We start from the raw sequence: 22,117 nt of genomic DNA, 5'->3' as shown, positions 1-22,117 counted from the left end.
ACCCCGCACCTCGCACTCCGCACCCAGGGACGAGGCGCGGATGGGAACCGGCAGGAGCGGCCGGATAGGCTCGTCCGGTGCACGGGACGACGAACGCCAAGAACATCCCCGACTCCGGCTTCGCCGGGGACGACGGTTCCGCCGACCCGCGGCTGGCCGCGGCCCTGGCCCGACATGCGGCCGAGGGCGGTGCCGCCGGGGGCGGTGCGGCCGAGGCGGAGCGGGAGGTGCTGACCGCGCTGGCCGGCGCCCGGCTGCTGGTCCCGATCGTCGCCGTGCTGGGCGAGGCGGAGATCGACGAGCACGGCCACAAGCGCGAGAAGTCCAGCGACATGGCGGTGCCCACCATCGAGGCCCCGGACGGCCGCCGCGGACTCCCGGCGTTCACCTCGCTGGCCTCGCTCCAGGCCTGGCGGGCGGACGCCCGTCCGGCGCCCGTGCCGACCCGGCAGGCGATCGAGGCGGCCTGGTCCGAGCGGGCCGAGGCGCTGCTGATCGACCTGGCCGGCCCGCACTTCTTCGAGCTCAGCGGACCCGCGATGCGGGTGCTGGCGCAGGGGCGGACGCCGGGGGACATCCTGACCGACCCGCAGGTGGCGGCCGCGCTGCGGGAGCTCCTCGCGGGGCAGGCGGGGGTGGCGCGCGCGCATCTGCTGCCCTCCCAGCAGGCCGACGCGCTGCTGGCGCTGGTGCTGGCGCCGGGGGCCGGGCCGGAGGTGCCGCAGGCGGTGGCCGCCGCGCTCGCGGAGGACGAGCGCCTGCGCGCGCTCCTGCTCCGAGGCCTCGACCTCGCGGTGGTCCCCCCGGCCACCCGCGAACCGGAGACCCCGTTCTTCTCCGCAGAGGCCGCAAGCCGGTAGAGCCCGCCCCGCGCGCAGCGCCGCAGACGCAAGTGAGGGGCGCGGGGAACTGCGCAACCAGCCGCCTACGGCGCCGCACCCGGCAACGGCGCTTGGGTTGCACCCCAGAGGCCGCTGCCGACTGCGAACCGTAATTGGCTGGGCGCGCAGTTCCCCGCGCCCCTGGCCGGCGCCTGCGGCGCTGCGCTTGGGCGCGCTGCGCTCGGGGCGTCGCTTACGCGTAGACGGGGCCGGTGTACTTCTCGCCCGGACCCGAGCCCGGCGCGTCCGGGACCAGGGAGGCCTCGCGGAAGGCCAGCTGCAGGGACTTCAGGCCGTCCCGCAGCGGCGCCGCGTGGAAGTTGCTGATCTCCGGCGCGCCCGCGGTCACCAGCCCGGCCAGCGCGGTGATCAGCTTGCGCGCCTCGTCGAGGTCCTTCTGCTCCTCGCCGCCCTCCGCGAGCCCCAGGTTCACCGCCGCCGCGCTCATCAGATGCACCGCCACGGTGGTGATGACCTCCACCGCCGGCACATCGGCGATGTCCCGGGCGAGGTCGTCCGGGGTCGGGCTGGCGTTCTCAGGGTCGTTGCTCATGAAGCACGAGGGTACGGGGGCCTGCAGGAATACATGGCACCCGGTCGGCGCTGGTATGCTTTCGGACTGACCGACCGGACACTTCTGTGCCCGGTCCGCAAGTGGAGGCTCCACATGATCAGTCTCCCACCCGATCGACCTCCGGGCCGACGGGTCAGGTCAAGCGGAACCGCGTCCTTCATCGGGGCGGCGGTGACCGCTTCCGAACCCGGGCCGGGTGGGAATCCCGGCGTCCCCGGGTTCGGATGATGATGTGGAGCCTCGCTTGCGTGCAGCGCGAGGCTCTTTTTTCGTGTATGAGCAGCGCGCGGCAGGCCGGTAGGAATCAGTATTCCGCCAGCCGCGACCGCCGAGAGCGGCCGCGCGGTGCAACCGAGGAGGCCCCATCAGCACCGAGCCCCGCATCAACGACCGGATTCGCGTCCCCGAGGTGCGACTCGTCGGTCCCAGCGGCGAGCAGGTCGGCATCGTGCCGCTTGCCAAGGCCCTGGAACTTGCCCAGGAGTACGACCTCGACCTGGTCGAGGTCGCGGCGACCGCCAGGCCGCCGGTGTGCAAGCTCATGGACTACGGCAAGTTCAAGTACGAGTCCGCCATGAAGGCCCGTGAAGCGCGCAAGAACCAGGCGCACACGGTCATCAAGGAGATGAAGCTCCGGCCGAAGATCGACCCGCACGACTATGACACCAAGAAGGGTCACGTCGTTCGGTTCCTCAAGCAGGGCGACAAGGTCAAGATCACGATCATGTTCCGCGGTCGTGAGCAGTCGCGCCCCGAGTTGGGCTACCGGCTGCTGCAGCGGCTCGCGGAGGACGTCCAGGACCTCGGCTTCGTCGAGTCCAATCCCAAGCAGGACGGCCGGAACATGATCATGGTTCTCGGTCCGCACAAGAAGAAGACCGAGGCAATGGCCGAAGCCCGCGAGGCGGCCGCCGCCCGTAAGGCGGAGCGCCAGGGACGCCAGGACATCGACGCCGACGTCGATGCCGACGTCGCGACCGACGCCGACGAGACTCCGGACGCCGAGCAGGCGCCCGAAGGCGAGTAGGCGTACCGAGCCGAGGCATCCGCCTCGGTCCCGGCCTGGAGCCGCCTCGGTTCCCAGTAAGACGACAGCAGCGCTCCCGCCCGCGCCCGGTGCCGGGCGGGAGCGGACCGACGAGGAGATACGGCGACATGCCGAAGAACAAGACGCACAGCGGTGCCAGCAAGCGCTTCAAGCTCACCGGCTCCGGCAAGGTGCTGCGCCAGCGCGCCGGCCGCCGTCACCTGCTCGAGCACAAGTCCTCGACGCTGACCCGCCGCCTCGCCGGCACGGTCGAGATGGCCCCGGCCGACGCCAAGAAGATCAAGAAGCTTCTCGGCAAGTGATCGCAGGCCCCCGACCGGGGCCCAGCCGATCCCATCGACCTATTCGCTAGCGGGCCGCGTGACGACCTCCAGTCGCGGTACGGCCCAAATCAAGGAGTAATGCAGTGGCACGCGTCAAGCGGGCAGTCAATGCCCACAAGAAGCGCCGGGTCGTTCTCGAGCGCGCCAGCGGTTACCGCGGGCAGCGCTCGCGCCTGTACCGCAAGGCGAAGGAGCAGGTCACCCACTCGTTCGTCTACAACTACAACGACCGGAAGAAGCGCAAGGGCGACTTCCGCCAGCTGTGGATCCAGCGGATCAACGCCGCGGCGCGTGCGAACGGCATGACCTACAACCGCTTCATCCAGGGCCTCAAGGCCGCGAACGTCGAGGTCGACCGCAAGATGCTGGCCGACCTCGCGGTGACCGACCCCAACGCGTTCGCCGCGCTGGTCGAGGTCGCGCAGAAGGCCCTGCCGGCCGACGTCAACGCCCCCAAGGCGGCGTGACACCCCGCTAGCAGCGAAGGGGTCCGGGGCACAGCCCCCGGCCCCCGCGAGTCGCGCGGCGACCGCGGGAACGCGGGGAACCGCGCGGCCCTCCGCGAACGGCGCCGCACTCGGCAACGGCTACCCGGTGGCAAGCCGGACTCCGTTGCCGAGTGCGGCGCCGTTGGTGCTCGGGCACGCCCTGCCCCGCGTCCCTTCTCGCCCTTCGGGCTCACCGGGCCCGGCCGCGGGCGGGGCAGAAAAAGGACCATGACATTGGATACCGAGCTCACCTCGACGAACTCGCCGCGCGTGAAGCTCGCGCGTCGGCTCGCCCGCCGCAACCAGCGGAGCAAGGAGCGGCGGTTCATCGCCGACGGCCCGCAGGCGGTGCGCGAGGCGGTCGCCCACACCCCCGGCGCCGTCGTCGAGATCTACGTCACCCCGGAGGCGTCCGAGCGGCACGCCGAGCTGGTGGACGCCGCCCGCGCCGCCCGCATCCCGGTGCTCTCCGCCACCGACCAGGTGCTCGCCGAGATCTGCGAGACCGTCACCCCGCAGGGCGTCGCCGCCCTCTGCGGCTTCGTGGACACCCCCTTCGAGGAGCTGGTCGCCGCCCGGCCGAAGCTGGTGGCGGTGCTGGCCAACGTCCGCGACCCAGGCAACGCCGGCACTGTGCTGCGGACCGCCGACGCCGCCGGCGCGGACGCCGTGGTGCTCACCGACGCGTCCGTGGACCCGTACAACCCCAAGGCGGTCCGTGCCTCCGTCGGCAGCCTCTTCCATCTCCCGGTGGCCATCGGCGTCCCGGTGGAGAAGGCGGTCGGGGCGCTGCGCGCGCAGGGCCTCCGGGTGGTGGCCGCGGACGGGGCCGGCGACCGAGACCTGGACGCCGAGCTGGACCAGGGCACCATGACCGGCCCCACCGCCTGGGTCTTCGGCAACGAGGCCTGGGGGCTTCCGGAGGAGACCCGCGCGCTGGCCGACGCCGTCGTGCGAGTGCCGATCCACGGCCGGGCCGAGAGCCTCAACCTGGCCACCGCGGCCGCCGTCTGCCTGTACGCCTCCGCGCGCGCCCAGCGCTCGTCCGGAGGATGCCGTTCCGCGGGGTGAAGCCGCTAGGGTGGTCCCCGACCGCGGAGGGGAGGGGCAGCGAGGATGGAGCTGACGCCTGACGACCTCCCCGACGGACTGGTGATCGCCGACGAGCAGGGCCGTGTGGTCTGCTTCAACCGCGCCGCCACCCGGATAACCGGGCTGGCCCCGGACGCCGCCCTGGGCCGCCGGCTGGCCGACGCGCTGCCGCTGGAGGACCTGGAAGGCCGCCCCTGGTGGCAGCTGACCGACCCCTACGGCGGCCTCGCCACCCGGACCGGCCAGCCGGAGCGGAGCCTGCTGCTGCCGGGCGGCCGCGAGGTGCTGGTGTCGGCCCGCTACGTGCGCGGGGACCGCGCCGAGGAACGCACCGGGCCGGTCCGCCGAGTCGTCATATCCCTGCGCGGGACCGAGGCGCGCAAGCGGATCGAGCGCAGCCACGCCGAGCTGATCGCCACCGTCGCCCATGAGCTGCGCTCCCCGCTGACCTCGGTGAAGGGCTTCACCGCGACCCTGCTGCAGAAGTGGGAGCGGTTCACCGACGAGCAGAAGAAGCTGATGCTGGAGACGGTGGACTCGGACGCCAACCGGGTCACCCGGCTGATCGCCGAGCTGCTGGACATCTCCCGGATCGACGCCGGCCGTCTCGAGGTCCGCCGGCAGCCGGTGGACGTCGCCGCGGCCCTGCGCCGGCACGTCGAGGGGAAGGTGGCGGCCGGGCAGGCCCCGGACCGCTTCCGCCTCGCGCTTCGCGGCCCCCTCCCCGAGCTGTGGGCCGACCCGGACAAGCTGGACCAGGTGCTGGGCAACCTGCTGGAAAACTCGGTGCGGCACGGCGAGGGAACCGTCACCATCGAAGCGGAGCCGGTGAAGCTCTCCGCGAGCGCGGAGGACGCGGTCGGCCGGGTGCGAGAGGGTACGGCGGTGACGGTCAGCGACGAGGGGGCGGGAATCCCCGAGGAGTCGATGGGCCGCGTCTTCACCCGCTTCTGGCGCGGCTCCAAGCGCGGCGGCACCGGCCTCGGCCTGTACATCGTCAAGGGCATCGTCGAGGCCCACGGCGGCACGGTCGCCGTGGGAAGGGCTCCGGGCGGTGGGGCGAGGTTCCGATTTATCCTGCCCGCGGGCGCGCCGGAGCATCTCGCTTAGCGCACGGCCGCGGGCTCCCCACCGGCACGGCAGGTCGGGGCACTGGCCGTGACCACCCCGTAAAGGGAGACCTTTACACCTACTAGACTCGTCCCTCGGCGTCCGCACGCCTCATCAGGCCCCCCGCAGCACGCCCGGAGGGACCCCCGCACGGGAAGAGAGAGATGTCCGCACCCAACAAGTCCTACGACCCTGTGGAGGTCGAGGCGTTGAAGCCGGCCGAGGTCGAGCGCATGCGCGACGAGGCGCTGGCCGCCATCGCCGCCGCCTCCACCCTCGACGAGCTGCAGCAGGTGAAGGTCGCGCACGCCGGCGACCGCTCCCCCCTCGCCCTGGCCAACCGCGAGATCGGCGCCCTGCCGCCGCACGCCAAGGCGGACGCGGGCAAGCGCGTCGGCCAGGCCCGCGGCGCCGTCAACAAGGCGCTGGCCGCCCGCCGCGAGGCGCTCGAGGCGGAGCGCGACGCCCGCGTCCTCGTCGACGAGGCCGTGGACGTGACGCTGCCGACCGACCGCTACCCGCGCGGAGCCCGGCACCCGCTCACCTCGCTGGCCGACCGGATCGCCGACGTCTTCACCGCCATGGGGTACAGCGTCGCCGAGGGGCCCGAGGTCGAGGCCGAGTGGCTGAACTTCGACGCCCTCAACATGGGCCCGGACCACCCCGCCCGGACCATGCAGGACACCTTCTTCCTGAAGGACACCGACTCGGTGGTGCTGCGCACCCACACCTCGCCGGTGCAGATCCGCTCGATGCTGGCGACGAGCGAGCCGCCGGTCTACGTGGTCTGCCCGGGTCGGGTCTTCCGGACCGACGAGCTGGACGCCACCCACTCCCCGGTCTTCAACCAGGTCGAGCTGTTGGCCGTGGACGAGGGCCTGACCATGGCCGACCTCAAGGGCACCCTGGACCACATGGTCCGCGCCCTGTTCGGGGAGGGCCTGGCGACCCGGCTGCGGCCCTCGTACTTCCCGTTCACCGAGCCGTCCGCCGAGATGGACATGGTCTGCTTCGCCTGCCGCGGCGAGTCCGTGGGCAACCCGGACCGGCCCTGCCGCACCTGCTCCTCCGAGGGCTGGATCGAGCTCGGCGGCTGCGGGATGGTCAACCCGCGGGTGCTCCGCGCGGCCGGGGTGGACCCGGAGAGGTACAGCGGCTTCGCGTTCGGCTTCGGCATCGACCGGATGCTGATGTTCCGGCACAACGTCGAGGACATGCGAGACATTTTCGAGGGTGACGTGCGCTTCACCCTCCCGTTCGGGATGGAGATCTGATGCGCGTCCCGCTTTCGTGGCTGCGGGAGTACGTCGACCTGCCGTCCGGCGAGACGGGGCGCGACGTCGCCGCGAAGCTCGTCCGGGCCGGCCTCGAGGTCGAGACCGTCGAGCAGCTCGGCGCCGACCTCAAGGGCCCCCTCGTCGTCGGCCAGGTGCTGGCCATCGAGGAGCTGGAGGGCTTCAAGAAGCCGATCCGCTACTGCCAGGTGGACGTCGGCCAGGCCAACGGCAGTGGTGAGCCGCAGAACATCGTCTGCGGTGCCCGGAACTTCAAGGTCGGCGACAAGGTCGTCGTGGTGCTGCCCGGCGCCGTCCTCCCCGGCCCGTTCCCGATCGCCGCCCGGAAGACCTACGGCAAGGTCTCCGAGGGCATGATCTGCTCCGCCCGCGAGCTGGGCATGGGCGACGACCACGACGGCATCATCGTGCTGCCGCGCGGCGCCGGCGAGGTCGGCCAGGACGCGATCGAGCTCCTGGAGCTGGTCGACGAGGTGCTGGACATCGCCATCACCCCGGACCGCGGCTACTGCCTCTCGATGCGCGGGGTCGCCCGGGAGACCGCGACCGCGTACGGGCTGCCGCTGCGCGACCCGGCGCTGATCGACGTCCCGGCGCCGAACGGCTTCGGCCCGGTCGTCCAGGTCCAGGACAGCCTGGCCTGCGACCGGTACGTGGCCCGGATGGTGACCGGCCTCGAGCCGTCCGCGACCTCGCCGATCTGGCTGCAGCGCCGGATCCAGAAGGCCGGGATGCGCCCGGTCTCGCTGGCCGTCGACGTCACCAACTACGTGATGCTGGAGCTCGGCCAGCCGCTGCACGCCTTCGACCGGGCCCGGATCGACGGGCAGATCACCGTCCGCCGCGCCCAGCCCGGCGAGAAGCTGCGCACCCTGGACGACGTGGAGCGCACCCTCGACCCCGAGGACCTGCTGATCTGCGACGAGTCGGGGCCGATCGGCCTGGCCGGAGTAATGGGCGGGGCCGGTACCGAGATCGCCGACCCGGTGATCGACCCGGAGTCCGGCCTCGGCCAGGGCACCACCGAGGTGATCATCGAGGCCGCGCACTTCCACCCGGTGCCGATCGCCCGTACCGCCCGCCGGCACAAGCTGCCCTCCGAGGCCGCCAAGCGCTTCGAGCGCGCGGTGGACCCGGAGGCCGCCCCGGCCGCCGCCCAGCGCGCGGTCGACCTGCTGGCGCTGCTGGCCGGCGGCACCGCCGAGGCCGGCGTGACCGACGTCCACTCGCCGCGCCAGCCCTGGGCGATCACCATCCCCGCCGACCACCCGGACAAGGTGGCCGGGATGGAGTACGGGCGGGAGAGCGTGGTCCGCCGGCTCCAGGAGGTCGGCTGCTCGGTCACCGGCACCGACTACCTGACGGTGACCCCGCCGACCTGGCGTCCGGACCTCACCGACCCCAACGACCTCGCGGAGGAGGTCATCCGGCTTGAGGGCTACGACCGGCTGCCCTCCACCCTGCCGACCCCGCCGGCCGGGACCGGGCTCACCGAGTCCCAGCGCCGGGTCCGCCGGGTCGGCCGCGGGCTGGCCGGCGCCGGCTACGTCGAGGCGCAGAACTACCCGTTCCTCGGCGAGTCCGCGCTGGACGACTTCGGCCTGGAGCCGGACGACCCGCGCCGCGACCTGATCCTGCTGGCCAACCCGCTCTCCGACGAGGAGCCCGGGCTTCGCACCACCCTGCTGCCGGGGCTGCTCACCGCGCTGCGCCGGAACGTCGGACGGGGCAGCTCCGACCTCGGGCTCTTCGAGATCGGCCTGGTCTTCCGCAAGGACGGCGCGAACGCCGAGGCGTTCCTCAAGTCGCCGCGGCTGCCGGTCGACCGTCGGCCCAGCGACGAGGAGGTCGCCCAGCTGAACGCGGCCCTGCCGCGGCAGCCGCGGCGGGTGGCCACCGTCCTGGCGGGCGCCCGCGAGCGGGACGGCTGGTGGGGCAAGGGCCGCCAGGCGAGCTGGGCCGACGTGATCGAGTCGGCGCGGGTCGTCGCCGAGGCGGCCGGCGTCGAGCTGACCGTCCGGCAGGACCAGCACCTGCCCTGGCACCCGGGCCGCTGCGCCGCGCTGTACGCGGGGGAGCGGCTGGTCGGCCACGCCGGCGAGCTCCACCCGCGGGTGGTCAAGGCGATGCACCTGCCCGAGCGCACCTGCGCGATGGAGCTGGACCTGGACGAGCTGGTGGCCGACGGCACCCGGCACGTCGAGGGCCGGCACGTCTCCACCTTCCCGGTGGCCACCCAGGACGTGGCGCTGATCGTCGAGGACGCCGTCCCGGCGGCCGAGGTCGAGGCGGCGCTGCGGGCCGGGGCCGGTCCCCTGCTGGAGGCCATCCGGCTGTTCGACGTCTACCAGGGCGAGCAGCTCGGCGCCGGACGGAAGTCGCTGGCGTACTCGCTGCGGTTCCGCGCCCCGGACCGGACGCTGACGGTCGAGGAGACCACCGCCGCGCGGGACGCGGCCGTCTCGGCGGCCCGTGAGCGGGTCGGTGCCGAGATGCGGGCCTAGGACGCGCCACCGCGCCCCTGGTCCCGGCCCTTCGCGGCCGGGCCCAGGGGCGCGCCGCTTTGGGAACCCGCGGTCTTCGCGGCTAGCCTCCGACAGGTGACCAAACTGACCCGTCGTCACCTGCTCAGCGGGGCCGCCGCACTGGCCGCCGCGGGAACCCTCGCCGGCGCGGCCGGCCCGGACTCGGCGCCGGCACCGCGCGCGGCCGGCCCGAAGCTGCAAGGCGTCTGGCTGACCACCGTCGCCAACACCGACTGGCCGTCCAGACCGGGGCTCTCCGCGGCCGAGCAGCACCGCGAGCTGACCCAGTGGCTGGATCTCGCCGCCCGGCTGCGACTGAAGGCCGTCTTCCTCCAGGTGCGACCGGCCGCGGACGCCTTCTGGCCGTCCCGGTACGCCCCCTGGTCGCGCTATCTGACCGGACGTCAGGGCCAGAACCCCGGCTGGGACCCGCTCGGCACGGCCGTCCGCGAGGCGCACGCCCGCGGGCTGCAGCTGCACGCCTGGTGCAACCCGTACCGGGTGCTCAAGGGCAGCACCGACCCGAGCGGCCTCGCGCCCTCGCATCCGGCCCTGCTGCACCCCGACTGGGTGCTGCCGTACGCCGGGTCGCTGTACTTCGATCCCGGCAACCCCGAGGTGCGCGCGCATGTCGCGGCCGCGGTCACCGAGCCGCTGGCCGCCTACCCGCTGGACGGCCTGCACTTCGACGACTACTTCTACCCCTATCCGTCCGGCGGGCGGGACTTCCCGGACCAGGCCTCGTACCAGGGGTACCTCGACTCCGCCCCGGACCGTCCGCTCGCGCTCGGCGACTGGCGGCGGGCCAACACGGAGGCGCTGGTGCGCGAGGTCCGCGCGCGGGTGCGGGCCGCGCGCCCGCGTGCCGCCTTCGGCGTGAGCCCCTTCGGGGTGTGGCGCAACTCCTCGGTGGATCCGGCGGGTTCGCGCACCTCGGCCGGGGTGCAGTGCTACGACGACCTCTACGCCGACGTCCGCGGCTGGGTGCGCCGGGGGCTGCTGGACTACGTCGCCCCGCAGCTGTACTGGCCGATCGGCTTCGCGCCGGCCGACTACGCGGTGCTGGTCGACTGGTGGTCGCGGCAGGTGCGCGGCACCGCCACCCGGCTCTACGTCGGCGAGGCCGCCTACAAGGTCGGCACGGCCGGGGCCCGGCGGCCTGGCGGGACCCGGCGGAGCTGGGCCGGCATCTGGCGGTGGACGCCCGGCATCCGGAGGTGGCGGGGAACATCTGGTACAACGCGAGCGCCCTGCGGGCCGACCCGCTGGGGGTGGTCAGCCGGCTGGCGCGGTCCGGTTACCGGGCGCGCTGAGGGGGCGTCAGAACCCGTTCCCAGCAGGCGCGTTTCCGTCCGTTCGAGAGCGTTCGAATGTCAGTGGCGGGCAGTACTCTGGAAGCAGTCCGGAGAGTTCCCGGACCGGTTCAGGAGGATGCTGATGGCCCCAGCCGCAACCGCCACGACCGCCACTCCCGGCACCCTGTTCGACGCCCCCGATGTCGTGCTGTTCCGGACCCTGCCCAAGAAGCCGCTCCCGCCGGGCCGCCAGCGCGAGTGGTACGAGACCCACAACCGCCGGCTGAAGGCGATGCGCCTGGCCATCGCCCTCCTCGACGACGGGGTCTACCGCCCCGAGCAGGCCTACGACTGGCGGATACGGGAGACCGCCGCACGGATAGGCGTGCGGTGGCCGTCCGACGCCACCTGCCGCCTGGTGCGCCGCCTGATGCGGTACTGACGGCGACGCGGTGCCGACAGCGGTGCCGGGAGCCGTACCGCCAACGGTGCTGACGGCCCGTCAAGCCGCGCTGACGGCGCCGTCCGGCGCGGACGCCGACGCTCCACCCGTCGCGTCCGCGCCGTCCAGGCGGCGGTGCCGCATCACCGCCGCCGCCACGGCGGCCAGCAGGCCGGAGCCGGCCGCGACCAGGAAGGCGATCGTGAAACCGCCGTCGGTGTAGGTGAGTGCGGCCGCCCCGCCGCCTCCGGGGGCGGCCTCGATGTGCCGGTTGAGCACGGCGGTCAGCACCGCGATGGCCACCGCCGAGCCGAGGTCCCGGGCGATCCCGTTGACGCCCTCGCTGACCGCGGTCCGGTCGGCCGGCACCGCCTCCGCCACCTGCACCATGGTGGCCAGCGGGTAGAGGGCGAAGGCGATCCCGTACAGGCCGCACCAGATCAGGATCATCCAGGTCGAGCCGTGGGCGAGGGCGAGGAGGAGCAGCGAGACGCAGAGCGGCACGGTGGCGGCCAGCAGGGTGATCCGCGAGCCGCGTCGGCGGGTCAGCGCGCCGCCGAGGAGGCCCGCCACGATCGCCGTGATCCCGTACGGCAGTTGGTAGCGGGCGGCGCCCATGGCGTCCATGTGGTGCCGCATCTCCAGCAGTTCCGGGGTGAGGAAGGCGAAGCCGGAGACCGCGAAGGCGCAGAGCAGGGTGGCCAGCACCGGAAGCCGCATCTGCGGTCCGGCGACGGTGCGGACGTCGACCAGGGGGTGGTCGTTGCGCAGGGTGTGCGGGACGAAGAGGGCGACCGCGGCCGCTCCGCCGAGGTAGCAGCCGAGGGTGCCGGCCGAGGTCCAGCCCCAGACCGCGCCCTCGGTGGTGGCCAGCAGCAGCAGTCCGACCCCGCCGCCCAGCAGCGCGCTCCCCAGCAGGTCCAGACGCTGGGGGAGCCGTACCGGGGACTCGGGGACGACGGCCGCGAAGAGGACGCCCAGCACGGTCACCGCGATCACGCTGAACCAGAAGACCGCGCGGAAGCCGTAGTGGTCGATCAGCGCCCCGCCGACGAACGGCCCGAGGATCGCCGAGACGCCGAGCCCGACCGAGATCACCCCGAAGCCGAAGGGCACCAGCGGGGCCGGGAGGATGTCCCGCAGCAGCCCGTAGAGCACCGCGATCATGCCGAGGGCGACCCCCTGCAGCACCCGTCCCATCAGCAGCAGCGGAAAGTTCGGGGCGAGGGCGCAGAGCAGTGAGCCGATCGCGAAGAGCGCGCTGATGACCAGCGCGACCCGCTTCTTGCCGTGGAGATCGGCCAGCTTGCCGACGGGGGACTCCAGCACCACCCCGGTGAGGCTGACGATGGTGAGGACCCAACTGATGCTGGGGGTGTGGAAGACCGGTGCCATGAAGCGCACCGCCGGATAGACCAGGGTCAGCTCCAGCGGAATGATCAGTGAGAGCAGCAGGACCGCGCCGATCACCGTCAGCTGACGTGCCGTCGGGCGCTGCGTCCTCGCGTCGACCGCTGCCGGTTCGCGCATCGGCCCCTCCTCCGTGCCTGGTCGGCAGGTGGCAGGCTAAGCGGAATCTGACGGGTCGTCAATAAATCTTGCAGCGCCGGGAGTCGCGGACCCCCGGGCCGACGGTGGCAGACTGGAGGCGTCTCGGGAGGTGGCATCATGCAGGCGACGGTCGGAGACAAGGTGCACTTCAAGAGCCGGGCGGTCGGCATCGCCGAGCGGGTGGCCGAGATCGTCGAGGTCCACGGCCGGCACGGCGGGCCCCCCTACCTGGTCCGCTTCGAGGACGGGCATCAGACGCTGGTCTTCCCGGGGGCGGACTGCGTGGTGGAGAGCTGCCGCAGGGCCTCCGGCCAGCTGTAGGAGCGCCGGCGCCCTCGGGCCTCGGGTTCGCGCAGGCCGCCGGGCCTCGGGTTCGCTCAGGCCGCGCGGCGGCTGCCGGGGCCGCCTGCGCTGCCGTCCCCACTCCCGGCGCGGGCCGCGCCGGGGAAGGCGATCACCTGTGCCAGCCGGGCCGGCGGCGGTTCCGGCGCCGGCGCGGCCGGCGTGCCCGGACCGTCCGGGCCGCCCGGGCCCCGCCGGGGCCGTCCTCCGGCGGCCCCGCCGCGCGGGCCGCGGCGTGCGCCCGGAACTCCGCCAGCACCTCGGCGACGGACCGGGCCCACGCACGGTCCCGCCGCCCGCTCACCGCCACGCCGACCAGCACCGCGGCGGTCGGGACCAGCAGGAGCACGGCGGCGACGAGCGAGAGAAGCATCGACATCGACCGGCCCTCCCTTGACTTGACGCCGGCTCAGGAACCCGTGGCCGCGGCGGGCGCGGGCGGCGACGGGGTGGGCGTGGTCCCGCCCGCCGCCTGCTTCAGTTTCTCCGCGGCCCGCTGTGCGGCCTGCTTGGTGATCGTAGTGTCGGCGGCGTTCCACCCGATGTCGCTGTGGCCGACCACGGTGAGATTCGAGCCGACCCGGATCGCGACGAAGTCCGCCTCCACCGGCTGCCCGGACAGGGTGCCGGTCATCCTGACCGCCTTGCTCTCGTCGCCCATCGAGGCCAGCGGGAGGTCCCCGACCTTGAACGAGATCCGGCGGCCGGCCAGCGTGCCGGTGAACCCGCCGCACTTGCCGGTCAGGTCGCCGAGGCTGCTCAGCGCGCTCTTCGCGCCGTCGCCGGTGGCGGACTGGGCGAAGTTGCGGACCCAGGGGCCGAGCGGTGAGCGGCGGAAGGCGCTGGTGCCGCTGTGGGCGTGGACGTCGCCGCCGGTGCCGGGCCGCTCCACGGCGGCCAGCAGCCTGCCGCAGGTCGGGTCGGTGGTGGCGGGCATCCCGGCGGCGCCGCCGGTGGGGTCCGGGACGAAACCTGAGGGCATGTCACCGACCGCAAGCGCGGCCCGGTTCAGCATCGCGGCGGCCAGCGGCTGGGACTGCTTCGAGGAACCCCCACCGCAGCCGGCGAGCACCACCGGCAGCAGGGCGGCGGCCACGACGGCGGCGGCGCGGCATACGGCGGGGGGCGTGTGGCCGGGCATCTGGGTCTTCTTCTCCGGTGTCGGGTTCGACCGCCGAGGCGGGCGCCCCGCGGTCGCTCCCAGCCCACCACGGCCGTCCCGGCGGAGGCGGTACGACCGGGCCCGATCGGGTGGCGCAGGCCAGCGCGCCACCGACGGCCACGCCCGCTGAGGCGCGCCCCCGCCGGGGGCCGCTCTGCTGACGGCGCCGCGCTGACGCGCGCCCCCGCCGAGGCCCGCCCCGCCGAGGGCCGTCTCGCTGATGGCGCCCCGCCGAGGCCCGCCCCTGTCGAGGGCGGCCCCCGCCGACGCCCGCCCCCGCCGACGCCCGGCCCGCTGAGGGCCGTCTCGCTGATGGCGCCGCGCCGACGCCCGCCCCGCTGAGGGCCGTCTCACTGACGGCGCCGCGCTGACGCGCGCCTCCGCCGACGCCCGGCCCGCTGAGGGCCGTCTGGCTGATGGCGCCGCGCTGACGCGCGCCTCCGCCGAGGGCCGGCTTCCCCGCGCGCCGACCCGCGCCCCCGCTCACGCCCGCCCCGCTGACGGCGCCCGGTGGCGGGCCCCTTGCTCGCGTGGTCGACTCGCTCCCGGGAGGTACGCCATGTCGTCACCCGACGAATCGCCGCAGCCGCAGGAGCCCTCCGGGGCCTCCGGTCACACCGGCGCTACCGGAAGCTCGGGCCCGCCGCCCGGCCCGCCGCCCGGCCCGGCGTCCGAGTCGCCGTCCGGGCCTCCGCAGGGCCCGCCGCCCGAGTCGCCGCCGGAGTCGCCCTGGGGCGGCTCGACGCCCGGCGCCGGGCCGCTCACCGTCAGCCTGGCCGACGTCTGCTATCTGCTCACCGCGCTGCTGGGGATCGCCTGCCTCTTCCTCGGTTTCACCACGATCACCTCTGACGGCTACACCGATCTCAGCTTCTTCAACGCCCACGGCCTCCTCGGCTGGGTGCCGGCGCTGCTCTTCCTCGGTGGGCTGGCGGCGATCCGCCCAGTGCTGCCCAGCCGGGGCGCGCGGGCGGACGGCTCGCTGCCGCTGATCGCCACGGCGGCCGGAATCATCCCGTTCGCCTTCGGGGTGCTGGCCACCGACCACGGCGGCTACGGGCTGCAGACCGGCGAGACCCTGATGCTGGTCTTCGGCCTCCTCCAACTGGTCTTCGCCGCCGCCGCCCTCTACCTCCGCACGGTGACCGATCTCCGCCGCCGGAACCCCGGCTCGGGCTTCCGGTGGGGCGCGGGCCAACCGGTCCCGCCGCCCCCGCCGCCCCGCCCGCACGCTCCCCGGCGCCCGGGCGGCCCCGGGGAGCCGCCGGGCCGCGGCTGACGGCTCCGGCCCGCCGGCCGGTCGGCCGGCCGGCCGGCCGGCTCAGCCGACCCCGGTGACCTGGAGCGCGGTCGTCCAGTCGGTGCGTATCGCGGACCGCGCCGCCGACAGCGTGATGGTCCCGGCGCACACCGCGTTCTTCAGCTTCGTCTCCACGCCGTCCTTGGTGTACGAGGTCTGCGTGCCGTAGTGCGGCTCCGGCCACAGGTTCCCCGGATCGCGCGGCGAACCGCCGAGCTCAAGCGGCACGAGGTGGTCCTCCTCGTAGTCCGACATGCTGGTGTCGGAGTAGCCGTAGTCGGTGATCCCCTGCTCCTTGAGGGGGTTGGTGTAGGTGGTCGGCGGACGCACGGTGGTCGTCCAGCCCGACACGCATATCGTCGACCCTATGGTCGCCTGCGTGACGTCCGGGTTGTACGAGCCCGGCGTGCAGACCGGGTCGGGCAGCGGCAGGTAGGACTGCGAGCAGGTGGCGGCGTGGGCGGTGCCGCCGGCGGCACCGACGACGAGACAGCCCAGGGTGAGGGCGAGGGTTCCGGCGGACGCGAGGGCACGGTGGGCGATACGCATCGGGGCTCCTTGGTCGGCCCGGCAAGGGGGGCATCCCTTGACGTGGCCAGGCCATGGAACCGGAGTCCACGCTACGCGGGTAGACCGCAGTCATGAACTTGTCATTTCTGAGACATGACAGCCCGGGGGACCGACCCGCGACAGACGAGCGCGGCCGGACCCGATCGGGCCCGGCCGCGCTCACGGAGCGTCAGGAGTACTGGTAGAACCCCCGGCTGGACTTCCGGCCCAGCAGCCCCGCGTCGACCATCCGCTGGAGCAGCGGGGGAGCGGCGTACAGCGGCTCCTTGTACTCGTGGTACATCGACTCGGCGATCGAGACCAGGGTGTCCAGACCGATCAGGTCGCAGAGGCGGAGCGGGCCCATCGGGTGGGCGCAGCCGGCCTCCATCCCCTTGTCGATGTCCTCCGCCGTGGCGACGCCGGACTCGAACATCCGCACCGCCGACAGCAGGTACGGCACCAGCAGGGCGTTCACCACGAAGCCCGCCCGGTCCCGGGCCCGGATCGGGTCCTTGCCCAGGGCGTCCCGGGCGAAGGCCTCGGTGCGGGCCAGGGTCTCGGCCGAGGTGGTCAGCGTGGGCACGATCTCGACCAGCGACTGGACCGGCGCCGGATTGAAGAAGTGCAGCCCCAGTACCTGCTCCGGGCGCACCGTCGCGGAGGCCAGCTTCACGATCGGGATCGAGGAGGTGTTGGAGGCGAGGACCGCGTCCCGCCGCTCGACCACCTGGTCCAGGGTCTGGAAGATCTGGGTCTTGATGTCCTCGCGCTCCGCGACCGCCTCGACCACCAGGTCGCGGTCGGCGAACTCGCCGAGGTCGGTGGTGAAGGTCATCCGCTCCAGCGCGGAGTCCCGCTCCGCCTCGGAGATCTTGCCCCGGCGGAGCGCCGTGTCCAGCGAGGAGGTGATCCGGGTGCGGCCCAGCTCCAGCGCCTCGCCGTCGGCCTCGGAGATCCGGACGTCCAGACCGGACCGGGCGAACACCTCGGCGATGCCGGACCCCATCAGGCCGCAGCCGACCACCCCTACCCGTGCGATATCGCTCACGCTTTCGCCTTTCACGTCGTCCATGGGCCGTCCGAACTTCGCGTCGCCCCGGTCGGGGGACGCCCCGACGTTACTCCGCCTGGGGGGTGTTTCCCCAGGTGGGCTGCGAGGACGAGCGGCATCGGCGTGTCAGCCGGGTTCTGGGACCGGTCATCAGATCATGACATCATGCGCAAAACGCCCGCCCTTGTGGTCCTGCCGGCCGGAGCCGCACTGTGCGCCACGGCCCTGCTCGGCTCCTGCGCCGCGCCGACCGATTCCGCGGTACCGCACCCGAGCAGTTCCTTCAGCCTGCCGCTGACCGCGGACGTGCAGACCGGCGGCGGGGGAGGGGGCAGCGGCGGCGGAGGGGGCGGCGCGGCCTCCCCGGGGGTCGGGGCGCCGCGGACCACCAAGCCGTTCTCCATGGTCGGCGTGGTCTGGAACGACGCGACCGAGCCGCTGGGCGCCACCGTCCGGGTGCGCACCCACCACCGGGCCGGCGCCTGGTCCGGCTGGCTCACCCTGGACACCACCGACGCGGACACCCCGAGCCCCGCCGCCAACGGCGGGCGCGCCGCGCTCGGCGGCACCCCGCCGCTGTGGGTCGGGCCCTCCGACGGGGTGCAGGTGGACGTCGAACCCGACCGGCTCTCCCAGGCCCGCCAGCCGGTGAAGGACGGCACGCCGCTGGCCGCCTCGCTGCCCTCCTCGGTGCAGCCGCTGCCCGCCGGACTGCGTCTTGAGCTGGTCGACGGCGGCCAGGGCGGCGACGGCAGCGGGACCCTCACCGCCGGTTCGGCGGGCGCGAGCGGCCGGCCGTACGCGGGCCCGTACCGGGCGGTCGAGCCGCAGATCGTGCCGCGCTCGGTCTGGCAGCCGGACAGCCCGCCGCCGGACACCCCGATCCAGTACGCGGACGTGGTGCGCGCGATCTTCATCCATCACACCGACAGCGGCAACGGCTACGACTGCCGGCAGACCCCCGAGGTGATCAGGTCGATCGAGGAGTACCACGTCAAGGACCGGGCCTATGACGACATCGGCTACAACTTCCTGGTGGACCGCTGCGGCACCGTCTACGAGGGGCGGCCCGGCGGGGTCGCCCGGCCGGTGATCGGCGCCCACACCCTGGGCTTCAACATCGGCACCGCCGGGATCGCCGCGATCGGCAGCTTCCCTGAGGGCGTGAGCGTGCCCAAGCCGATGCTGGAGGCCATCGAAAGGCTGATCGCCTGGAAGCTCGGCCTGGCCGGCATCGACCCGCGCGGCACCGTCCGCCTCACCTCCTCGGACGACGGGGCGCGGGTCCCCAAGGGGCAGAGCAAGGTCTTCAACACCGTCTCCGGACACCGGGACGGCGGCTGGACCTTCTGCCCCGGCGGTGGCCTGTACGCGGACCTCCCGCAGATCCGCGCGGCGGCCGCGAGACTCCAGGGGCGAACCGGGCAGTGACCCTCTCCGGCGGCGGGCCGGGGTTACCGGTACGGCGGGCCGTGGCTCGCCACCAGCCTCCGCTGCGCGGTCAAGCCCGAGGCCGGTCGGACGGCCGCCGCGCGGTGACCTGACGCGGGCTCAGGAGTTCGGTACCGCGTCGGCCTCCGGGGACGGGACCGGCCGTGGTGGCCGCTGCCGGGCGGTGGCCCGGGCCAGCAGTGGTTGCAGTGCGGCCAGGAGGAGGGCGGCGGTGGCCGCCACGGTCCACAGCGCGGCGGCGCCGAGGTGCTGGAGCAGCTGGGTGCCGGCCAGCGGAGCGACCACGGCGGCCACTCCCCAGCTGGTGCCGAAGACGGCCAGGTAGCGGCCGGTCGCGCCGGGCGGGGCGAGATCGGCCGCCGCCGCGTACAGCCGCCCCATCAGCAGGAGGTCGCCCAGGCTCCAGGCGACGGTCGGTGCGATGAAGGCCGCCGGGGAGTGCGCCGGGGCGCAGCCGGCCAGGCCGAGGGCGAAGAGGGTGAAGCCCAGGGCGAGGGCGCGCGGCCCGGACAGCGCGGGCAGCGGCCCGCGGCGCAGCAGCGGCTGGCCGGCGACGGTGGTCAGCGCCGAGACGGTGAAGAGGAGCCCGGCGTCGGCCGGGGGCATCCCGCGGTCCGCCACGACCAGTGGGAGGACGGTCAGCACCAGGGTGTAGAGCACGGCGAAGCCGGTGCCGGAGGCGAGCACGGCCAGCAGGGCACGGTCCCGCCAGGCGGCCACCGGAACGGCGGACGGCGGCCGGTCCGGCCCCGGCCCCGGCCGAAGGCGGCCGGAATCCGGCGTCCGCGGCGTATCGGCGGGCAGCACCAGGCGTACCACCAGGGCGCAGAGGAGGCAGGTGGCGGCGTCGACCACGAACAGCAGGCGGAGGTCCCAGCGGCCCAGTGCAGCGGCGATCAGGCCGGCGGCCATGCCGGCCGCGGCCAGTGCCGCGCTCAGCAGGCTGAAGGCGCGGGGGCGCTGGGCGGGCGGCACCGCGTCGGCGATCATCGCTTGACTGGGCGGCTCGTACAGCTCGAAGGCCAGGCCGAGGAGGACCGCGAAGACGGCCAGCCAGGCCAGTCCGCCGGCCGCGGCGATGCCGAGCTGGGCGAGGGCGCAGCCGACCAGGCCCAGCACGATCGTCCGGCGCCTGCCGAGCCGGTCCGCGAGGCGCCCGCCGGCCAGCCGGGAGGGAATGGTGGCCAGTCCGAACCCGGCCGAGACGCAGCCTGCGGTCGCCGCACTGGCCCCGAAGCCGGTGGTGGCCAGCACGGTGAGGAAGGAGAAGGAGAACGCGCCCAGCCGGTTCACCGCCCGGGCCAGGACCAGCAGCCACACCGTGCGCGGCAGGCGTTGCACGAGACCCCCTTCGTCACCGGCGAATCGGATATCGTCGGTGACGCCAGTCTGAACCGGAAGGGGTGACCGGTCAAGTGATGTTCGACAGTCACATGGCGCTGCTGCTGGACGCGGCCGCCGCGCTCGTCAACGCGCTGACCGACGGCGGCAGTCACGGCCGCCCCTATCGCGCGCCGCGCGGCGCGGACCTGCCGGCCGCGGTCGCCGCCGCGCTGCCCGAACCCAGCCGGCCGGCCGGGCCGATCGCCCGCGCGGACGCCGACTACCTGGCCCGCGAGGCACTGCGGATGCGCGCCGTCTTCGAGGCCGTGGACGAGGAGCGCTACGACGACGCGGCCGAGGCGCTGAACGGCATGCTGCGCGGGACCGGCGCCCGGCCGCAGCTGGACCGGGCGCCCGGCGAACCGTGGCAGGTCCACTTCCACGGCGCCGAGGACTCGGTCGGCGTGGGGTGGAGCGCCGGCTGCGCCACCGCCCTCGCGCTGGCCGTGGGCAGCGAGCTGGCCGCCCGGCTCGGGGTGTGCCGGGCGCCGGGCTGCGACCGGGTCTACGTCGACACCTCGCGCAACGCGGCCCGGCAGTTCTGCTCCACCGCCTGCCAGAGCCGGGTGAAGGCCGCCGCCTTCCGCGCCCGCCGGGCCGGCGGCCGCGGCCGCCAGAAGGCGTGAACCCGGCCGCAGGAGGCGTGAATCCGGCCGCTAGGAACCGCTCGTCAGGACGGCGAAGATCCCCCGCACCCGGCCGCCGTCCGGCGCCCGCCAGGCGCCCGCCACATGGCCGGCCGCCCCCGCCGGCGGGACCGGCTCGCCGTCCGCGACGGGTCGCAGGACCCGCGGCAGCCGAAGGGTGACGCCCGGCGCGAGCGGCACCTCGGTCGCCTCGCGGCTGTCCGTCGCCTTCGCCGCCGCCGTCGCCGGGTCCGCGGCGGCGAGTCCCCGTCCGGAGTACGAGCGGACCACCTCGTGGTCCAGGGTGTGGCTGACCCCCTGGGCCTGGGCCGCCGCCCGGCCCTCGATCAGCGCCGCCAACTCGGCGACCAGCACCGGGTCGTGGCATCCGTCGTAGGCCCACCGCGGGCCCAGCACACCGTGCTCCATGGTGCCGACGAGCGCCTCCTCGGCCCCGGCCAGCGGCGCACCGCGATAGGTCAGCGGCACCAGGTAGTCGGTCGGCTCCGCGCCGGAGGAGTCGCGGGCCACCATGAACTCGATCCCGACCTCGCCCTGGGGGTCGTCCAGCCGGAAGCCGCCCGCCTTCACCAGCTCAGGTTCCCCGGGGCCGCCCAGGTACCAGTCCCGGGAGGGGAGCCAGGCGGTGAGCAGCTCCAACTTGCCCGGCGTCACAGTGGTGTTGCTGTGGATCACGGCCATCAGGGGTCCCTCCCGCGCGCTGGTCTCGTCGATCGCATTCTGCCGCACCGCCCGGAGCCGGCCGGCGGCTTCGCTCAGGCCAGCGTCTCGCCGCCGTCGACGGTGATGATCTGGCCGGTCAGATAGTTGTCGGCCATCAGGAACAGCGCCGCGGCGGCGGCCTCCTCGGCGGTGCCGAAGCGGCCGAGGGGGGCGGAGGAGCCGGCGGCGGCGATCGCCTCGTCCGAGCCGTGGCCGGGGAGCGAGCGGAGGAGCGGGGTGTCGATCCGTCCGTAGCGGATGGCGTTGACCCGGCGCCTGGTGGGGGCGAGCTCGACGGCGAGGGCCCGGGTGAGGGTCTCCACGGCGCCGGCGGCCGCCAGCGGTGCCGTCATCCCGGGGTACGGCCTGGCGACCAGGATTCCCGAGCTGAAGGTGAGCGAGCCGCTCGCGGGGAGCCGGGTCGCCGCCGCCCGGGCCGCGGCGAAGGCGGCCTGCAGGCGGTCGCCGAGGGTGGCGCCGACGCTCTCGGGGGACAGTTCGGCCACCGGGCCGCCGCCGCTGGGACTGCCCGCGGTGAGGTAGATGTGGTCGATCCGGCCCGCGCGCTCGAAGGCCTCGTCGAGGACGGACTCGTCCTGGCCGTCTCCGGCCACGGTCAGTACGGCGTCGTCCGCGGCCTTGGCCGGGCCGGCGTCCCGAACCCGGGCCGCGGCCGCCTTCAGCCGCTCGGGGTCGCGGCCGACCAGCACGACCCGGGCGCCGACCGAGCGCAGCAGCAGCCCCGCCGCCAGGCCGATCCCGGAGCTGCCGCCGACCAGGAGGGCGGTGCTGCCGGCGAGGGCGCTGGGCAGGGGGAGGGTGGTGGGAACGGCGTCGGGAACGGCGGCGGGGGTGCTCATGGCGGGCCTCTCGGGGGATGCGGAGCCGAAATAAACCAGCTG

General features: G+C 74.3%; 22 protein-coding genes and 1 pseudogene. 14 read left to right on the top strand and 9 right to left on the bottom strand.

The window, feature by feature from the left end; all coding sequences use genetic code 11:
- The first annotated feature begins 77 nt into the window (after window positions 1–77).
- On the top strand, window positions 78–860 hold the full coding sequence (locus tag BS73_RS09060) for an SseB family protein (protein ID WP_037570956.1): 783 nt from the start codon (window positions 78–80) through the stop codon (window positions 858–860).
- A 214-nt stretch (window positions 861–1,074) separates the two neighbouring features.
- On the opposite strand, the gene BS73_RS09055 is transcribed toward BS73_RS09060, so the two are convergent.
- Window positions 1,075–1,434, bottom strand: a complete 360-nt coding sequence (locus BS73_RS09055; protein WP_037570955.1) for a DUF1844 domain-containing protein — start codon at window positions 1,432–1,434, stop codon at window positions 1,075–1,077.
- Between the two features lie 385 nt (window positions 1,435–1,819).
- Here BS73_RS09055 and infC point away from each other — a divergent pair, with 385 nt between their 5' ends.
- The 9 genes and pseudogenes from infC to BS73_RS40920 all read left to right on the top strand — a co-directional run bounded on the left by infC (window position 1,820) and on the right by BS73_RS40920 (window position 11,073).
- Window positions 1,820–2,482 (top strand): translation initiation factor IF-3, encoded by a 663-nt coding sequence (gene infC, locus BS73_RS09050; protein WP_084703916.1) that lies wholly within the window; start codon window positions 1,820–1,822, stop codon window positions 2,480–2,482.
- 128 nt (window positions 2,483–2,610) lie between these two features.
- Complete coding sequence (gene rpmI / locus BS73_RS09045) at window positions 2,611–2,805, top strand: 50S ribosomal protein L35 (protein WP_037570951.1); 195 nt, start codon at window positions 2,611–2,613, stop codon at window positions 2,803–2,805.
- A gap of 104 nt (window positions 2,806–2,909) precedes the next feature.
- Window positions 2,910–3,293, top strand: a complete 384-nt coding sequence (gene rplT, locus BS73_RS09040) for a 50S ribosomal protein L20 (RefSeq protein WP_037570949.1) — start codon at window positions 2,910–2,912, stop codon at window positions 3,291–3,293.
- Window positions 3,294–3,542: 249 nt separating this feature from the next.
- Entirely contained in the window at window positions 3,543–4,385 is an 843-nt protein-coding gene (locus tag BS73_RS09035) for a TrmH family RNA methyltransferase (protein WP_200886668.1), read from the top strand.
- A 45-nt stretch (window positions 4,386–4,430) separates the two neighbouring features.
- Window positions 4,431–5,516, top strand: coding sequence for a sensor histidine kinase (locus BS73_RS09030; protein WP_051939725.1), 1,086 nt, complete (start codon window positions 4,431–4,433; stop codon window positions 5,514–5,516).
- Between the two features lie 164 nt (window positions 5,517–5,680).
- Complete coding sequence (gene pheS / locus BS73_RS09025; protein ID WP_037570944.1) at window positions 5,681–6,790, top strand: phenylalanine--tRNA ligase subunit alpha; 1,110 nt, start codon at window positions 5,681–5,683, stop codon at window positions 6,788–6,790.
- Window positions 6,790–9,315, top strand: a complete 2,526-nt coding sequence (gene pheT / locus BS73_RS09020) for a phenylalanine--tRNA ligase subunit beta (protein ID WP_037570941.1) — start codon at window positions 6,790–6,792, stop codon at window positions 9,313–9,315. Before pheS ends, pheT begins: the two co-directional genes overlap by 1 nt.
- 96 nt (window positions 9,316–9,411) lie before the next feature.
- Window positions 9,412–10,649: pseudogene (locus BS73_RS09015) on the top strand (glycoside hydrolase family 10 protein).
- Window positions 10,650–10,773: 124 nt separating this feature from the next.
- Window positions 10,774–11,073 carry a hypothetical protein gene (locus BS73_RS40920; protein WP_152617554.1) on the top strand — a complete coding sequence of 100 codons (300 nt, stop codon included), beginning with the start codon at window positions 10,774–10,776 and terminating at the stop codon, window positions 11,071–11,073.
- Window positions 11,074–11,133: 60 nt separating this feature from the next.
- Here BS73_RS40920 and BS73_RS09005 read toward each other — a convergent pair whose 3' ends face one another.
- Window positions 11,134–12,603: an MFS transporter gene (locus BS73_RS09005; protein WP_037570938.1), complete on the bottom strand. Its 1,470-nt coding sequence runs from the start codon at window positions 12,601–12,603 to the stop codon at window positions 11,134–11,136.
- Window positions 12,604–12,741: 138 nt separating this feature from the next.
- On the opposite strand from BS73_RS09005, the gene BS73_RS09000 reads away from it, so the two are divergent.
- A complete protein-coding gene (locus BS73_RS09000; protein WP_037570937.1) occupies window positions 12,742–12,945 on the top strand; it encodes a DUF1918 domain-containing protein in 204 nt (67 codons plus the stop codon).
- A 133-nt stretch (window positions 12,946–13,078) separates the two neighbouring features.
- On the opposite strand, the gene BS73_RS37170 is transcribed toward BS73_RS09000, so the two are convergent.
- Together BS73_RS37170 and BS73_RS08990 are read right to left on the bottom strand one after the other, a co-directional pair.
- Window positions 13,079–13,345 carry a hypothetical protein gene (locus tag BS73_RS37170; protein WP_037570935.1) on the bottom strand — a complete coding sequence of 89 codons (267 nt, stop codon included), beginning with the start codon at window positions 13,343–13,345 and terminating at the stop codon, window positions 13,079–13,081.
- A gap of 30 nt (window positions 13,346–13,375) precedes the next feature.
- On the bottom strand, window positions 13,376–14,107 hold the full coding sequence (locus BS73_RS08990; RefSeq protein ID WP_037570934.1) for a hypothetical protein: 732 nt from the start codon (window positions 14,105–14,107) through the stop codon (window positions 13,376–13,378).
- 580 nt (window positions 14,108–14,687) lie between these two features.
- On the opposite strand from BS73_RS08990, the gene BS73_RS08985 reads away from it, so the two are divergent.
- Entirely contained in the window at window positions 14,688–15,407 is a 720-nt protein-coding gene (locus BS73_RS08985) for a DUF5336 domain-containing protein (protein WP_037570933.1), read from the top strand.
- A 42-nt stretch (window positions 15,408–15,449) separates the two neighbouring features.
- On the opposite strand, the gene BS73_RS08980 is transcribed toward BS73_RS08985, so the two are convergent.
- Both BS73_RS08980 and BS73_RS08975 read right to left on the bottom strand, forming a co-directional pair.
- Window positions 15,450–15,977 (bottom strand): hypothetical protein, encoded by a 528-nt coding sequence (locus BS73_RS08980; protein WP_037570930.1) that lies wholly within the window; start codon window positions 15,975–15,977, stop codon window positions 15,450–15,452.
- 190 nt (window positions 15,978–16,167) lie between these two features.
- Window positions 16,168–17,028: a 3-hydroxybutyryl-CoA dehydrogenase gene (locus BS73_RS08975; RefSeq protein WP_037578807.1), complete on the bottom strand. Its 861-nt coding sequence runs from the start codon at window positions 17,026–17,028 to the stop codon at window positions 16,168–16,170.
- Between the two features lie 168 nt (window positions 17,029–17,196).
- Here BS73_RS08975 and BS73_RS08970 point away from each other — a divergent pair, with 168 nt between their 5' ends.
- Window positions 17,197–18,462 carry a peptidoglycan recognition protein family protein gene (locus BS73_RS08970; protein WP_084703914.1) on the top strand — a complete coding sequence of 422 codons (1,266 nt, stop codon included), beginning with the start codon at window positions 17,197–17,199 and terminating at the stop codon, window positions 18,460–18,462.
- A gap of 120 nt (window positions 18,463–18,582) precedes the next feature.
- On the opposite strand, the gene BS73_RS08965 is transcribed toward BS73_RS08970, so the two are convergent.
- Window positions 18,583–19,824 (bottom strand): MFS transporter, encoded by a 1,242-nt coding sequence (locus BS73_RS08965; protein WP_235215355.1) that lies wholly within the window; start codon window positions 19,822–19,824, stop codon window positions 18,583–18,585.
- A 77-nt stretch (window positions 19,825–19,901) separates the two neighbouring features.
- On the opposite strand from BS73_RS08965, the gene BS73_RS08960 reads away from it, so the two are divergent.
- On the top strand, window positions 19,902–20,492 hold the full coding sequence (locus tag BS73_RS08960) for a CGNR zinc finger domain-containing protein (RefSeq protein WP_037570925.1): 591 nt from the start codon (window positions 19,902–19,904) through the stop codon (window positions 20,490–20,492).
- A gap of 30 nt (window positions 20,493–20,522) precedes the next feature.
- Here the strand turns inward: BS73_RS08960 and BS73_RS08955 are convergent, their stop codons facing one another.
- Together BS73_RS08955 and BS73_RS08950 are read right to left on the bottom strand one after the other, a co-directional pair.
- Window positions 20,523–21,194, bottom strand: coding sequence for a maltokinase N-terminal cap-like domain-containing protein (locus BS73_RS08955; protein WP_037578804.1), 672 nt, complete (start codon window positions 21,192–21,194; stop codon window positions 20,523–20,525).
- Between the two features lie 74 nt (window positions 21,195–21,268).
- Window positions 21,269–22,075, bottom strand: coding sequence for an SDR family oxidoreductase (locus BS73_RS08950; protein WP_037570924.1), 807 nt, complete (start codon window positions 22,073–22,075; stop codon window positions 21,269–21,271).
- Window positions 22,076–22,117: the final 42 nt, after the last annotated feature.

Source organism: Phaeacidiphilus oryzae TH49, assembly GCF_000744815.1.
Classification (GTDB): Bacteria; Actinomycetota; Actinomycetes; order Streptomycetales; family Streptomycetaceae; genus Phaeacidiphilus; species Phaeacidiphilus oryzae.
The sequence above is the reverse complement of the archived record's forward strand: the minus strand, read 5'-3'. Positions and strand labels throughout refer to the sequence as shown.